The organism is Bradyrhizobium sp. WBOS08 (assembly GCF_024585125.1).
In the GTDB taxonomy this organism is placed as follows: domain Bacteria; phylum Pseudomonadota; class Alphaproteobacteria; order Rhizobiales; family Xanthobacteraceae; genus Bradyrhizobium; species Bradyrhizobium japonicum_B.
Genome location: NZ_CP028988.1, coordinates 4,640,809 through 4,654,790 on the forward strand (window position 1 = coordinate 4,640,809; position 13,982 = coordinate 4,654,790).

At 64.7% G+C, this 13,982-nt stretch carries 13 protein-coding genes; 7 read left to right on the forward strand and 6 right to left on the reverse strand.

The genetic code is table 11. From position 1 onward, the window contains the following. Positions 1–64 precede the first annotated feature (64 nt). Together DCM80_RS21825 and DCM80_RS21830 are read right to left on the reverse strand one after the other, a co-directional pair. Positions 65–1,483, reverse strand: a complete 1,419-nt coding sequence (locus DCM80_RS21825) for an amidase (RefSeq protein ID WP_257193626.1) — start codon at positions 1,481–1,483, stop codon at positions 65–67. A gap of 123 nt (positions 1,484–1,606) precedes the next feature. Further along, entirely contained in the window at positions 1,607–2,383 is a 777-nt protein-coding gene (locus DCM80_RS21830) for an SDR family oxidoreductase (protein WP_257193627.1), read from the reverse strand. A gap of 156 nt (positions 2,384–2,539) precedes the next feature. Between DCM80_RS21830 and DCM80_RS21835 the strand changes: the two genes are divergently transcribed. Continuing rightward, positions 2,540–3,613 carry a tartrate dehydrogenase gene (locus tag DCM80_RS21835; RefSeq protein ID WP_257193629.1) on the forward strand — a complete coding sequence of 358 codons (1,074 nt, stop codon included), beginning with the start codon at positions 2,540–2,542 and terminating at the stop codon, positions 3,611–3,613. A gap of 180 nt (positions 3,614–3,793) precedes the next feature. On the opposite strand, the gene DCM80_RS21840 is transcribed toward DCM80_RS21835, so the two are convergent. From DCM80_RS21840 to DCM80_RS21855, 4 genes are all read right to left on the reverse strand, one after another. Then, the gene (locus DCM80_RS21840) at positions 3,794–4,867 is read right to left on the reverse strand and encodes a malate/lactate/ureidoglycolate dehydrogenase (protein ID WP_257193630.1); all 1,074 of its coding nucleotides are present in this window, start codon (positions 4,865–4,867) and stop codon (positions 3,794–3,796) included. Between the two features lie 151 nt (positions 4,868–5,018). Further along, on the reverse strand, positions 5,019–5,930 hold the full coding sequence (locus DCM80_RS21845; protein WP_257193631.1) for an NAD(P)-dependent oxidoreductase: 912 nt from the start codon (positions 5,928–5,930) through the stop codon (positions 5,019–5,021). Positions 5,931–5,942: 12 nt separating this feature from the next. Further along, a complete protein-coding gene (locus DCM80_RS21850; RefSeq protein WP_257193633.1) occupies positions 5,943–7,193 on the reverse strand; it encodes a Zn-dependent hydrolase in 1,251 nt (416 codons plus the stop codon). Between the two features lie 32 nt (positions 7,194–7,225). Beyond that, positions 7,226–8,143: a LysR family transcriptional regulator gene (locus DCM80_RS21855; RefSeq protein WP_257193634.1), complete on the reverse strand. Its 918-nt coding sequence runs from the start codon at positions 8,141–8,143 to the stop codon at positions 7,226–7,228. Positions 8,144–8,263: 120 nt separating this feature from the next. Between DCM80_RS21855 and DCM80_RS21860 the strand changes: the two genes are divergently transcribed. From DCM80_RS21860 to DCM80_RS21885, 6 genes are all read left to right on the forward strand, one after another. After that, positions 8,264–9,079 (forward strand): putative hydro-lyase, encoded by an 816-nt coding sequence (locus DCM80_RS21860; RefSeq protein ID WP_257193635.1) that lies wholly within the window; start codon positions 8,264–8,266, stop codon positions 9,077–9,079. An 89-nt stretch (positions 9,080–9,168) separates the two neighbouring features. Further along, entirely contained in the window at positions 9,169–10,413 is a 1,245-nt protein-coding gene (locus DCM80_RS21865; RefSeq protein WP_257193636.1) for an ABC transporter substrate-binding protein, read from the forward strand. A gap of 193 nt (positions 10,414–10,606) precedes the next feature. Then, entirely contained in the window at positions 10,607–11,485 is an 879-nt protein-coding gene (locus DCM80_RS21870; RefSeq protein WP_257193637.1) for a branched-chain amino acid ABC transporter permease, read from the forward strand. Further along, positions 11,485–12,468: a branched-chain amino acid ABC transporter permease gene (locus tag DCM80_RS21875; protein ID WP_257193638.1), complete on the forward strand. Its 984-nt coding sequence runs from the start codon at positions 11,485–11,487 to the stop codon at positions 12,466–12,468. Before DCM80_RS21870 ends, DCM80_RS21875 begins: the two co-directional genes overlap by 1 nt. Further along, positions 12,465–13,196, forward strand: a complete 732-nt coding sequence (locus DCM80_RS21880) for an ABC transporter ATP-binding protein (RefSeq protein ID WP_257193639.1) — start codon at positions 12,465–12,467, stop codon at positions 13,194–13,196. The genes DCM80_RS21875 and DCM80_RS21880 overlap by 4 nt, the downstream gene beginning before the upstream one ends. After that, positions 13,180–13,884 (forward strand): ABC transporter ATP-binding protein, encoded by a 705-nt coding sequence (locus DCM80_RS21885; protein WP_257193640.1) that lies wholly within the window; start codon positions 13,180–13,182, stop codon positions 13,882–13,884. The genes DCM80_RS21880 and DCM80_RS21885 overlap by 17 nt, the downstream gene beginning before the upstream one ends. Positions 13,885–13,982 lie beyond the last annotated feature (98 nt).

The window sequence follows — 13,982 nt, forward strand, 5'->3', positions numbered from 1 at the left end:
TCTCGTGCCCCGGACGCAGCGCACCGCCGAAGAGGCGCTGCGCTGCCGCCGGGGCACACGAAATCTACATCTTCACCTTCGGATCGATCGGCGTCGTCCCGCGCAAGCCCAGAACATCCTCCAGCACCTTCGCGCCGGCGATCACTTGGGCGTCCGCGCGCGGTGCGCCGACCACCTGCACGCCGATCGGCAGGCCCGACGCCGTGAAGCCGCAGGGCAGCGACAGCGAGGGACAGCAGGCCAGCGTGATGGCGTAGACGATGCCGAGCCACTCGACGTAGTTGTCGAATTTCTTGCCGGCGCATTCGGCGACATAGCGGTGCTCGATCGGAAAGGGCGGCACGATCGTGGTCGGTGTCAGCAGCAGATCGTAGGTCTTGAAGAACTCGACCGCGCGCTCGGTCATGCCGACGCGCTGGGCCTCGGCGCGCGCGATCTGCTCCACCGTGAGCTTGAGCCCCTCCTCGATGTTCCAGATCACCTCGGGCTTGAGCAAATCGCGCTTGGTGCGCAGCAGATTGGCCTTGGTCATCGCGAAATCGAAGGCGCGCAGCACGTGGAAACATTCATGCGCCTCGCGCCAGTCGGGATGCGCCTCCTCGACGATGACGCCGGCCTCGGCGAAGCGTTCCGCCGCCTTCCGCGTGATCGCTTTCACTTCGGGATCAACAGGGGTGATGCCCAGATCGGGCGAGTAGGCGATGCGCTTCGGTTTCTTGCCCGCCTGCGCCGCCGACAGGAACGAGGCCGCAGGGGCGGGCAGCGACAGCGGATCGATGGCGTAGTCGCCGCTCATGGCATCCAGCAGCAGCGCGAGATCTTCGACGTTGCGCGCCATCGGACCCTGCACGCCGAGATTGCGATCGATGCCCGCCTTCGGCGTATGCGCGACCCGGCCGATGCTCGGCCGCATGCCGACGATGCCGCAGAAAGCGGCGGGGCTGCGCAAGCTTCCGCCCATGTCCGAGCCCTGCGCCAGCCAGGCCATGCCGGTGGCCAAGGCCACCGCCGCGCCGCCGGAGGAGCCTGCCGCGGATTTTGTCGTATCCCAGGGATTGAGCGTCGCGCCGAAAACCTCGTTGAAGGTGTTGGCACCCGCACCGAATTCCGGCGTGTTGGACTTGGCGTAGACCACCGCGCCGTTGGCTTCGAGGTTCTCGACCATGAGGTCGGACTTGGCGGGCACGTTGTCCCTGAAGATCGGCGAGCCCTGCGTGTTCAAGACGCCTGCAACATCGGTCAGATCCTTGATCGGCACGGGCAGGCCCGCGAGCAACCCCCGCGCGCCCGCGGGTTTGTGCATCAAGGCCTTGGCGCTGTCCCGCGCGCGATCGAAACACAGGGTCGGCAGCGCGTTGACCTTGCCGTCGACTTCACTGACGCGCTTCTCCAGCACGTCCAGCAGTTCGAGCGGCGAGACGTCGCCGGAGCGCAGCTTGTCGACGACGGCGCATGCGGTTTCACGGATCAGGTCTTGAGACATTTGGTTTACTCCTAAGCCCATTCTTGGTCGTCATTGCGAGCGCAGCGAAGCAATCCAGAAATGCCTCCGTAGCAACCAGTCTGGATTGCTTCGTCGCTTTGCTCCTCGCAATGACGGAAATACTTAACCCCAGCCCGCGCTGATGCCGCCGTCCACCGTGTAGATCACGCCCGACGTATAGCCGGCGCGGTCCGAGGCCAGGAACGCCATGAGGTCGCCGATCTCGCGCGCATGTGCGGGACGGCCGAGCGGCAGGCCCTTCTGGAATTCCTTGTAGCGGCTTTCGTCACCGAACTGCTGCTTCGCCCGCGTCTTCAACAGCGTGACGTGGCGATCGGTGCCAACTGGGCCCGGATTGATGCCGACCACGCGGATGTTGTCGGCGAGACTCCTGCTGCCCAGCGCGCGGGTGAAGGCCATCAGCGCGGCATTGCCGGCGCTGCCGCAGATGTAATTTGCGTCGAACTTCTCGCCGGCCGCGCCGATGTCATTGACGATGACGCCGCCGCCCTTGGCCTTCATCTGCGCGTAGATATGCCGCGTCAGGTTGATATAGCCAAACACCTTCAATTCCCAGGCGTGGCGCCAGGCGGCCTCGTCGATCTTGTCGATGGAGCCGCCTGGAATGTCGCCGGCATTGTTGACGAGAACGTCGATGTCGGCGGCTTCCCTGGCGAGCCGCGCCACGTCCTCTTCCTTGCGCAGGTCGACGATGCTGGTTGCGGCATCGATCTGGTGCGCAGAGCGCAAGCGCTCGGCCAGCGCCTTGAGCTGGTCGCCGCTGCGGGCGGCGAGCAGGAGGTGCGCGCCTTCCTCGGCAAACGCCTCGGCGGCGGCAGCGCCAATACCTTTGGACGCGCCCGTGATCAGGACACGCTTGCCACGCAGATGCAGATCCATGAGGGTACTCGCAGGATAAGAACAAGATCAAACCAGTAGGCGCTTGGTCGCGCCACGGTCAACATTGCAGTGCAGCGTTGCACTGCCGGCGCGTTTGGTCCATTGCAGTGCGGTCAAAAATGGCGGCGGCTGCCGGACCAACCAAGGACGTTCTCGATGAGCAAGAAGCAATACCGGATCGCGGTCATTCCCGGCGACGGCATCGGCAAGGAAGTGATGCCTGAGGGCCTGCGCGTCCTGGAGGCGGCGGCGAAGAAGCACGGCGTTGCCCTGCATTTCGATCATTTCGACTTCTCGTCCTGGGACTATTACGAGAAGCACGGCCAGATGATGCCCGATGACTGGAAGGAGAAGATCGGCAAGCACGATGCGATCTATTTCGGTGCGGTCGGCTGGCCGGCCAAGATTCCGGACCACGTCTCGCTGTGGGGCTCGCTGATCAAGTTCCGCCGGGAGTTCGATCAATATGTGAACCTTCGTCCGGTGCGGCTGATGCCCGGCGTGCCGTCGCCGCTGGCGGGCCGTAAGCCCGGCGACATCGATTTCTGGGTGGTGCGCGAGAACACCGAAGGCGAATATTCCTCCGTCGGCGGCCGCATGTTCCCGGACACCGACCGCGAGTTCGTGACGCAGCAGACGGTGATGACCCGCACCGGCGTCGACCGCATCCTGAAATTCGCCTTCGAGCTCGCGCAGTCGCGGCCGAAGAAGCATTTGACCTCGGCGACCAAGTCCAACGGCATCTCCATCACCATGCCCTATTGGGACGAGCGCGTGGAGGCGATGGCCAAGAAGTTTCCAGGCGTGAAGTGGGACAAGTACCACATCGATATTCTCACGGCGAACTTCGTGCTGCACCCGGACTGGTTCGACGTCGTGGTCGGCTCCAACCTGTTCGGCGATATCCTGTCCGATCTCGGTCCGGCCTGCACCGGCACCATCGGCATCGCACCATCAGGCAACATCAACCCCGGGGGCGACTTCCCGTCGGTGTTCGAGCCGGTGCACGGCTCGGCGCCCGATATCGCGGGGCAGGGGATTGCGAACCCGATCGGCGCGATCTGGTCCGGCGCGATGATGCTCGAGCATCTCGGCGAGAAGGAAGCCGGCAAATCGATCGTCGAGGCGATCGAGCGCACGCTGGCCGAGCGCACGCTGCGCACCAAGGATCTCGGCGGCAATGCCGACACCACGGCGTGCGGCAAGGCCGTTGCGGACATGGTGGATTGACGGGCGACTGTCCCTCTCCCCTTGTGCGAGAGGGTGGCTCGCCGCGGCGGTGATGGGTCTGCTGCCGCGGGGACAGACCCATCACTGCACGATTGCTCGCGGTGAGAACCCCTCATCCGGCGCTTCGCGCCACCTTCTCCCACAAGGGGAGAAGGAAGAGCGCATTGCGCGTCGAGCCGTTCAGCCCGCGATCTTCTCGATCGCGGCCTGATCCAGGCCGAACTTCTTTCCGGCCTCCAGAATCTCCTGCCAGGTCGTTGGATCGACCGGAATGCCTTCAGCGAGACGCTTTCTCTTGGTCTCGCGCTCGGGCTCGCCCGCGATTCTGACCTTGTCGACGCCGGGGGCGGGCGGCGAGCCGGTGTGCCAGGCGACGAAACTCTCGACTTCGCGCGCGAGGTTCTCACCGGTGCCGAGCTTGCCGGGATCGATGACGATCGAGAGCATGCCGTTGAGCACGTTGTGCTTGCCGTCGGACGAACCCTTCACCACCTGACCGCCGGAGAGCGCGCCGCCGAGGATCTCGCACACAAGCGCGAGGCCCGAGCCCTTGTGCTCGCCGAAGGGGAGGATGGCGCCATACGGCGGGATCACGGTGTAGCGCGGATTGACCGTCGCCTTTCCTTCATGATCGATGATGGTGCCGGGCTCCAGCTCGACGCCCTTGTTGTGGGCGACGCGGGTCTTGCCCTGCGCGATCCTGCTGGTGGCGAAATCCAGAACGATCGGGTCCTTGCCGCTGCGCGGGATGCCGACGCAGAACGGGTTGGTGCCGTGGCGGGCATCGCTGCCGCCCCAGGGCGCCACGATCGGGCGCGAGATCACGTTGACGAAGTGGATCGAGACCAATCCGTGGTCGATGCACTGCTCGGCCCAATGGCCGATGCGGCCGATGTGGTGCGCGTTGGAGAGGCCGACGAGGCACACGCCGTTGCGCTTGGCGCGCTCTGCCGCCAGCTCCATTGCTTCATGGCCGATCACCTGGCCGTAGCCGGTGAGGCCATCGAGCGTGAGCAGCGGACCGGTGTCGAGCACGATCTTGACGTGCTGGTTCACGGCAAGGCCGCCATTGGTGACGCTCTGGACATAGCGCGGGATCATGCCGACGCCGTGAGAGTCGTGGCCCTTGAGATTGGCTTCGACGAGATTGGTGGCGACCAGCTCGGCCTCGCGATCCGAGGAGCCGCCGGCCTTGACGATGGCGTGGATGGCGTTGGTGAGCGGCTCTGCCTTGATGGTGCGATACTCGGCCATTGTTATTCTACTTATCCCTTCACGTTATGGCGGGGGGCGTAGGGTGGGTTAGGCGAAGCCGTAACCCACCTCTTCTGTCTCCACGGAAACGGACAATGGTGGGTTACGCCCTGCAGATGCGCTTCGCGCTTCTTGCAGCGCTAATCCCACCCTACGAATTCACAATCCTGCGGCAATGGACCAATGCCGCTTCAATCAGGTTCTCGCTCGCTTCCGGCGTGCGAAAGGCCGAATGCGCCGAGAGCGTCACGTTCGGAATCTTGGTCAGCGGATGGTCGGCGGGCAGCGGTTCGGTGTTGAAGACGTCGAGGCCGGCATGGCGGATGTGGCCCGACTTCAGCGCCTCGATCATCGCCTGCTCGTCGACGATCGCGGCGCGGGCGGTGTTGACGAAGATGACGCCCGGTTTCATTTTCGCGATCTTCTCACGCGTGATCATGCCGCGCGTCTCGTCATTGAGCAGCAAATGGAGCGATACCACGTCGCTCCGCGCCAGCACGCTGTCGAGGTCGGTGAACTCGACGCCGGGATGGCTCTTCGGCGAGCGGTTCCAGGCGATCACCTTCATGCCGCTACCGGAGGCGATGCGCGCGACCTCCGCGGCGATGCCGCCGAAGCCGATCAGGCCGAGCGTCTTTCCGGTGAGCTGCATGCCGTCCTCGCGCAGCCAGCTGCCGGCGCGCATCTCGCGGTCCATCATCGCAATGACGCGGGCGGAGGCCCACATCAGCGCGATCGCGGATTCGGCGACCGCGGTGTCTCCATAGCCCTTGATCAGGTGCACGGAGATGCCGAGCTCGGCGAGCTCTTCCGGATTCATGTAGCTGCGCGCGCCGGTGCCGAGGAACACGACGTGCTTCAGGCCGGTGCACTTCTTCGCCACCTCGGTCGGCAGCGCCGTGTGATCGACGATCGCGATCTCGGCGCCATCGAGGATTTCAGGATATTGCTCCGGCTTGATGTCGGGATCCCGGTGGATGCGCACCTTGGGATCGCCGGGCTTCCCGAGCCGCTCCATGATCACGGCAAGGGCTTCGTTGGCGTCGACGAAAACTCCGCGCATGGCTCTCTCCGATCAGGACGCGACGCCGGCGATCGCCAGCACGGTATGCATGAGGACGTTGGTACCTGCGGCGCAATCGCCCTGCGTGGCGTCCTCCAGCTCGTTGTGGCTGATGCCGTCCTTGCAGGGCACGAACACCATCGCCGCGGGCATCACGGTGTTGAGGTTGCAGGCATCGTGGCCGGCGCCGGACGTGATGCGGCGCGAGGAATAGCCGAGCGTCTTCGCCGCGCTCTCCACCGCTGCGATCAGCTTGGGATCGAAATGCGTCGGCGGCTTGCGCCAGACCAGGTCGAGCTTGACCTCGACCTTGCGGCGCGCAGCGATTTCGGCAATGGCCGCGCGCAGATCACGGTCGAGCGCGTCCATGATCGCGCCATCCGCGCTGCGGCAATCCATGGTGAAGGCGATCTCGCCGGGAATGACGTTGCGCGAGGGGTTGGCGATCACGGCCTCGCCGATGGTGCCGACCGCGTTCGGCCCGTGCTTCTTCGCGATGGCTTCCATCGCCAGCACGATCTCTGACAGCGTCGCCAGCGCATCGCGGCGCAGCGGCATCGGGGTCGAACCGGCATGGCTCTCGAAGCCGGAGATCTTGCCGTCGTACCACAGCACGCCCTGGCCGGAATCGACGACGCCGATGGTCTTGCCTTCGGCCTCCAGGATCGGGCCCTGCTCGATGTGCAATTCGACGAAGCAGCCGAGCTTCTGGAAGCCGACCGGCTTGTCGCCGCGATAGCCGATGCTGTCCAGCGCCTGGCCGACGGTGGTGCCTTCGGCGTCCTTGCGCGACAAAATGTCGTCGGTGGTGAAATCGCCGACATAGGCCGCGGAGGCCATCATCGCCGGTGCGAAGCGCGAGCCTTCCTCGTTGGTCCAGTTGACGATGCAGATCGGCGCCTCGGTCTCGATGCCGGCGTCGTTCAGCGTGCGGATAACCTCCAACGCGCCGAGTGTCCCCAGGATGCCGTCATACTTGCCGCCGGTCGGCTGGGTGTCGAGATGCGAGCCGATGCCGACGGGCGGCTTGGCCATATCGCGGCCCTTGCGCAGGCCGAACTGCGAGCCGAGCGCATCGGTATGCACCTCGAGGCCGGCCTCCTCGCAGGCCCTGCGGAACCAATCGCGCACCTGCTTGTCTTCGTTGCTGAGCGTCAGCCGCCGCACGCCGCCCTTGGCCGTCGCGCCGAATTGCGCGGTCTCGTGGATGGAGCCCCAGAGGCGGGCGGAATCGATTTGCAGGTTGGTGGCGGCTCGGCTCATGCGGTCGTTCTCTCTTTTGTCCGGCGCCTTTTTCAATGACGCGCCTGCGCGGGCGCGTCAACCGCGAGGCTGCTCTGCGCAATCTGCCGTGCCAGCTCGGCGACGCGCTCCACGGCGACGACGTCGGGCGAGGCGAGCCAGCTCGCGGTGAAGGTCAGCGGCGCGATGGCGAGATCGGTGTCGAGCAGCTGCAGCCGCCCGTCGGCGAGCTCGCTCTCGACGATGGCGTCGGGAATCACGGCGACGCCCAGCCCCTCGACCGCCATGTGGATGACGGTGGCGAGCGAGGCTGACGCATGCAGGCGGATCGGCGGCAGCTCCGGCCGGTCGAATACCTCGCGCACCACCTCGTAAGGCTTGGTCTTGCGCGGGAAAGTGATGATTGGAAACCGCGCGAGGTCGACCGGCGTCACCGGGCCCTTGCCGAGCCCGAGCGAAGGGCTTGCAAGAAACCCGATCGGATAATCGGCAAGCACGCGATTGTGCACGCCGGAGGCGGACAGCGGACCCACCACGAACGCAAGCTCGATCTCCTGCGCGAGCAGGCGCGCGGTGAGATTCGGCGTGATGTCGACCTCGATCTCCAGCGACAGGTTTGGATAGACTTGGTTGACGCTCTTCACGAGGCGCGGCAGCCAGGTGTGCACGATGGTCTCGGCGACGCCGAGCCGCATCACGCCGCGCATCGCCGAGGCATCGCTGATCTCCGCCATCATCTGCGCGCGCAGCCCGATCAGCTTCTCCGCATAGACCATCATCTGCCGGCCGCTCGGGGTCGGTGAGGCCACGCGATGATCGCGGTTGAGCAGCTTCACGCCCATCTCGCGCTCGAGCTGGGCGATGCGCTGGGAGATCGCCGGCTGGGTGGTGTTGAGCCGTTGGGCGGCGCCGCGAAAGCTGCCGAGCTTCACGACCCACAGGAATGTCTCGATCGACCTGAAGTCCAGCATTGGAAGGATTCTCCCGATCGATAAATCAGACTTATCGATATTGATTAGAAACGACGATTAGACTTTATAGCACGCTTGGTGTTGGCTTGTCTTTGTCGAGTTTATAGGCAGGTCGATCACATGACTGTTTTGGTGGCAGCGCAGCAAACTGAAACGCCCGACGCCCTCCCGAGCCGCAAGGCCCGGCTCGCCTACCGCGAGGGGCTGGTCGCCTCCACCGCCGGCGTCGCCCCCGGCTTCGTCCAGGGCAATCTGGCGATCCTGCCGGCCGAGTATGCTGGCGCCTTCCACCGCTTCTGTCAGCTCAATCCGAAACCGTGCCCGATCATCGGCATGTCCGATGTCGGCAGCCCTTTCATCCCTGCGCTCGGCGCCGACCTCGACATCCGCACCGACGTTGCGCGCTATCGCGTCTGGCGCGATGGCGAGATCGTCGACGAGCCGACCGATGTGACCAAGTACTGGCGCGACGATCTCGTCACCTTCGTGCTCGGCTGCTCGTTCTCGTTCGAGGAGGCGCTGCTCGAAGAGGGCATGCCGATCCGTCACATCGAGCAGAACGTGCGCGTGCCGATGTACCGCACCAACATTCCTTGCGGAGAGGCCGCACCGTTCGCGGGTCCCATGGTGGTGTCGATGCGCCCGTTCAAGCCGGCGGATGCGATCCGCGCGGTGCAGATCACCTCGCGCTATCCCGCCGTGCACGGCGCGCCCGTGCATCTCGGTCATCCGCATCTGATCGGCATCAAGGACATTTCCAAGCCTGACTACGGCGATCCGGTGACCGTCGCCGACGACGAGATCCCGGTGTTCTGGGCCTGCGGCGTGACCCCGCAATCGGTCATCAACGCCGCCAAGCTGCCGTTCGCGATCACGCATTCGCCCGGCCTGATGCTGGTCACGGATCTCAAGAACAGGGCCATGGCCGTGATTTAGTGGGCAGCATTTGCTGCTTCTTCGAGCTTTACCGCATCCATCAATCGCTTCATTCGATCATCTGAAATTCAGTCACAAAGGACTCTGCCATGACGATCACTCGCCGCGACGTGTTGTTAGGTGCCACCGCCACCGCCGCCCTGGTGCCGCTCGCTGCACGCGCACAGACCTCCGAAGTCGTGATCGGCGTGATCTATCCGTTCTCCGGCGGCAGCGCGCAGCAGGGCGTCGACGCGCAGAAGGCCTATGAGACCGCGCTCGAAGTCATCAACAAGAACACCGATTTCGAACTGCCGCTGGCCAAGGGTGAAGGCCTGCCGGGCCTCGGCGGCGCCAAGGTCCGCCTCGTCTTCGCCGATCACCAGGCCGATCCGCAGAAGGGCCGCGCCGAGGCCGAGCGCCTGATCACGCAGGAGAAGGTCAGCGCCATCATCGGCACCTATCAGAGCGCCGTCGCCGTCACCGTCAGCCAGATCTGCGAGCGCTACCAGGTCCCGTTCGTCTCCGCCGACAATTCCTCGCCGAGCCTGCATCGCCGCGGCCTGAAGTACTATTTCCGCGCCGCGCCGCACGACGAGATGTACTCGGCCGCCATGTTCGACTTCTTCGATGCCATGAAGAAGAAGGGCACCAAGATCGAGACGCTGTCGCTGTTCCACGAGGACACCATCTTCGGCACCGATTCCGGCAACGCCCAGGCCAAGATCGCCGGCGAGCGCGGCTACAAGATCGTCACCGACATCAAGTATCGCGCCAACTCGCCCTCGCTCTCGGCCGAGGTGCAGCAGCTCAAGTCGGCGAATGCCGACGTGCTGATGCCATCGAGCTACACCACCGACGGCATCCTCCTGGTCAAGACCATGGCCGAGCTCGGCTACAAGCCGAATGCGATGGTGGCGCAGGATGCCGGCTTCTCCGAGAAGGCGCTCTATGATGCCGTCGGCGACAAGCTCGAAGGCGTGATCTCGCGCGGCACGTTCTCGCTCGACCTCGCGCAGAAGCGGCCGATGGTCGGCAAGATCAACGACATGTTCAAGGCGAAGTCGGGCAAGGACTTCAACGACCTCACCTCGCGCCAGTTCATGGGCCTGATCATCCTCGCCGACGCCATCAGCCGCGCCAAGTCGACCGACGGCGAGAAGATCCGCGACGCGCTGGCGGCGACCGACATCCCGGGCGAGCAGACCATCATGCCCTGGAAGCGCGTCAAGTTCGACGAGATGGGCCAGAACAACGACGCCGACCCGGTGCTGCTGCAATATATCGGCGGCAAGTTCGTTACCATCTTCCCGCCGCAGGCTGCGATCGCCGAGGCGGTCTGGCCGATGAAGTAAGCGCTGCGGGAACCAAGCACTTGGCGGAGTAGCTAATCGAGCGGCCTCCCCGCGACGTCATTGCGAGCGAAGCGAAGCAATCCAGAGATGTATCTACGGAGACAGTCTGGATTGCTTCGTCGCAAGGGCTCCTCGCAATGACTGAGGAGGCAGCTCTCGCGCTTATCCAGAGCGTATTTGTGGGGGACGACTTTTGACAGCCCAAGCCATTATCCAAAGTCTCGCGAGCGGGCTGCTGATGGGCCTGCTCTACGGATTGATCGCAGTCGGACTCGCGCTGATCTTCGGCCTGATGGACGTCACGAACTTCGCCCATGGCGAGTTCCTGATGATCGCGATGTATCTGTCCTTCTTCCTGTTCGCGTTCTTCGCCATCGACCCCTTGATGTCCGCGCCATTGGTCGCCGCCGCGCTCTTCATCTTTGGAGCGGTGATCTACTTGCTGATTGTGCGCTTCGCCATGCGGGCCAAGGCCAATGCCGGCATGGTGCAGATCTTCACCACCTTCGGCCTTGCCATCGTCATGCGCGGCCTCGCGCAATACTTCTTCACGCCTGATTATCGCAGCATTCCGCAGTCATGGCTCGGCGGCAAGACCATCTCGATTGCCGGCATCTTCCTGCCGGAGCCGCAGCTGGTCGGCGCGCTGGTCTCGATCGCGGCCTTCGCCGGCCTCTATTTCTTCATCCATCGCACCGATTTCGGTCGCGCGATCGAAGCCACCCGCGAAGATCCCGGTGCGGTCGCGCTGGTCGGCATCGACAAGAACCGTGTCTTCGCCTTCGGCTGGGGCCTCGGCGCCGCGCTGGTCGGTCTCGCCGGCGCGATCATGGCGAGCTTCTTCTACATCTATCCCGACGTCGGCGCGTCCTTTGCGCTGATCGCCTATGTCACCGTGGCGCTCGGCGGCTTCGGCAGCGTGTTCGGCGCCTTTGCCGGCGGCATCATCGTCGGTCTCGTCGAAGCCACCACCGCCCTGGTGCTGCCGCCGTCGCTGAAGTCGGTCGGCATCTACGCGGTCTATCTGCTGGTCGTCTTCATCCGGCCGCGCGGCCTGTTCGGATCGATCTGATGGACAAGGAATTTGCAGCGCGGCGCCGCCGCGACCTCATCATCGCCGCGATGCTCGCCCTGATTGCGGCGCTGACGCCCTTGTTCGTGAAGGACGTCGTCGTCCAGAACATCCTGATCCTGACGCTGATGTATGCGGGGCTGTCGCAGAGCTGGAACATCCTGTCCGGCTATTGCGGGCAGATCTCGCTCGGGCACGCGCTGTATTTCGGCCTGGGTGCCTACACCACCGAGTTGCTGTTCACGAAGTTCGGCGTGCTGCCCTGGTTCGGCATGCTGGCGGGCGGCGTGGTGTCGGCGTTGATCGCGATGGGGCTCGGCTATCCCTTCTTCCGCCTGCGCGGCCATTACTTCGTGATCGCCACCATCGTCATCGCCGAGATCGGATTGCTGCTGTTCCACAACTGGGAATGGGCCGGCGCTGCGATGGGCATCACCATTCCGATCCGCGGCGACAGCTGGCTGAAGTTCCAGTTCCTCCGCACCAAGCTGCCGTATTTCTACTTCGCGCTCGCGCTGTGCTGCCTCGCCTGGTTCGTGACCTGGTGGCTGGAAAACTCCAAATGGGGATTCTGGTGGCGTGCGGTGAAGGACAATCCGGAGGCTGCCGAGAGCCTCGGTGTCGACGTGTTCAATTCCAAGATGGGCGCGGCAGCGGTCTCCGCCTTCCTTGTTGCCATCGGCGGCAGCTTCTACGCCCAATTCGTCTCCTACATCGACCCTGAGAGCGTCATGGGCTTCCAGTTTTCGCTGCTGATGGCGCTGCCCGCCGTGCTCGGCGGCATCGGCACCCTGTGGGGGCCGGTGCTGGGGGCCGCCATCCTGATCCCGCTGACCGAGCTGACGCGCTTCAAGTTCGGCGGCTCGGGGCGCGGCGTCGACCTCATCGTCTACGGCACGCTGATCGTCCTGATCTCGCTGGCCCTGCCGCGGGGGCTGCTCAGCCTGTTTTCCCGTGCGAAACCGAAAGGAGCTGCCCGATGACCGCGCTCCTCGAAACCCGTGGCGTCTGGCAGCGTTTCGGCGGCCTCGTCGCCAACAGCGACGTCTCGATCTCGGTCGGCCGCGGCGAGATCGTCGGCCTGATCGGCCCGAATGGCGCCGGCAAGTCGACGCTGTTCAATCTCATCGCCGGCGTGCTGCCGCCGACGCAAGGCTCGATTCACTTCGACGGCGAGGACGTCACCCACATGCCGGCGGCCGCGCGCTGCCAGCGCGGCATCGGGCGCACCTTCCAGGTGGTCAAGAGCTTCGAGACCATGACCGTCATCGACAACGTCATCGTCGGTGCGCTGGTGCGCAACACCGTGATGCGCGAGGCGCGCCGCAAGGCGCACGAGGTGCTGGAATTCACCGGCCTTGCCGCGCGCGCCGACGTGCTGGCGAGCGACCTCGTGCCGGCCGAGAAGCGTCGCCTCGAAGTGGCGCGCGCGCTCGCGACTGAGCCCAAGCTTCTGCTGCTCGACGAAGTCCTCACCGGCCTGACGCCGACCGAGGCGCAGACCGGTGTCGCGCTGGTGCGCAAGGTGCGCGATGCCGGCATCACCGTGTTGATGGTCGAGCATGTCATGGAGATCGTGATGCCGCTGGTCGACCGCGCCATCGTGCTCGACCTCGGCAAGGTGCTGGTCGAGGGCAAGCCCGCCGACGTCGTCCGCGATCCCAAGGTCATCAAGGCATATCTGGGAGATCGTCATGCTGTCGGTGCATGAAGTCACGACCGCCTATCAGGGACTGGTCGCGATCTCCGCGGTCTCGATCGAGGTCCAGAAGGGCGAGATCGTCTGCGTCGCCGGTGCCAACGGCGCCGGCAAGTCGACGCTGCTGAAATCGATCGCCGGGGCCGAGCGGCCGCGCTCGGGCAGCGTGACCTTCGACGGCAAGCAGATCAACGGCATGGCGCAGCACCACATCACGGCGGCCGGCATCGCCTATGTGCCGGAGAACCGCCGCCTGTTTCCGCGCCTGTCGGTGCGGGACAATCTGCGCCTCGGCAGCTATCTCTATCGCGGCGAGGCCGACCGCGAGGGACCGCTCGATCTCGTCTTCAAGCTGTTCCCGCGTCTTCAGGAACGTTTGGAGCAGCGCGCCGAAACGCTCAGCGGCGGCGAGCAGCAGATGCTCGCCATCGGCCGCGCGCTGATGACGCGTCCGCGGCTTCTGATGCTCGACGAACCCTCCCAGGGCATCATGCCAAAGCTGGTGGATGAGATCTTCCAGGCGGTGAAGCTCATTCGTGACTCCGGCATGACCGTCCTCATCGTCGAGCAACGCATGGCCGAGTGCCTCGAGATCGCCGACCGCGCCTACATCCTGCAGACCGGCCGCGTGCTGATGCAGGGCGCAGCCAGTGAGATCAAGGGCAATCCGGATGTGCGGAAGGCGTATCTGGGATTGTAGTGGTGGATTCGTAGGGTGGGCAAAGCGAAGCGTGCCCACGCCTTTCAAAGACGTGGGCACGGCGCTGGCGCGCCTTTGCCCACCCTACGGCACTATCG

Bases quoted from the DNA above. Each gene is read 5' to 3' on its own strand.
- DCM80_RS21825 (WP_257193626.1), bottom strand. From the start codon at position 1,483: ATGTCTCAAGACCTGATCCGTGAAACCGCATGCGCCGTCGTCGACAAG.
- DCM80_RS21830 (WP_257193627.1), bottom strand. From the start codon at position 2,383: ATGGATCTGCATCTGCGTGGCAAGCGTGTCCTGATCACGGGCGCGTCC.
- DCM80_RS21835 (WP_257193629.1), top strand. From the start codon at position 2,540: ATGAGCAAGAAGCAATACCGGATCGCGGTCATTCCCGGCGACGGCATC.
- DCM80_RS21840 (WP_257193630.1), bottom strand. From the start codon at position 4,867: ATGGCCGAGTATCGCACCATCAAGGCAGAGCCGCTCACCAACGCCATC.
- DCM80_RS21845 (WP_257193631.1), bottom strand. From the start codon at position 5,930: ATGCGCGGAGTTTTCGTCGACGCCAACGAAGCCCTTGCCGTGATCATG.
- DCM80_RS21850 (WP_257193633.1), bottom strand. From the start codon at position 7,193: ATGAGCCGAGCCGCCACCAACCTGCAAATCGATTCCGCCCGCCTCTGG.
- DCM80_RS21855 (WP_257193634.1), bottom strand. From the start codon at position 8,143: ATGCTGGACTTCAGGTCGATCGAGACATTCCTGTGGGTCGTGAAGCTC.
- DCM80_RS21860 (WP_257193635.1), top strand. From the start codon at position 8,264: ATGACTGTTTTGGTGGCAGCGCAGCAAACTGAAACGCCCGACGCCCTC.
- DCM80_RS21865 (WP_257193636.1), top strand. From the start codon at position 9,169: ATGACGATCACTCGCCGCGACGTGTTGTTAGGTGCCACCGCCACCGCC.
- DCM80_RS21875 (WP_257193638.1), top strand. From the start codon at position 11,485: ATGGACAAGGAATTTGCAGCGCGGCGCCGCCGCGACCTCATCATCGCC.
- DCM80_RS21880 (WP_257193639.1), top strand. From the start codon at position 12,465: ATGACCGCGCTCCTCGAAACCCGTGGCGTCTGGCAGCGTTTCGGCGGC.
- DCM80_RS21885 (WP_257193640.1), top strand. From the start codon at position 13,180: ATGCTGTCGGTGCATGAAGTCACGACCGCCTATCAGGGACTGGTCGCG.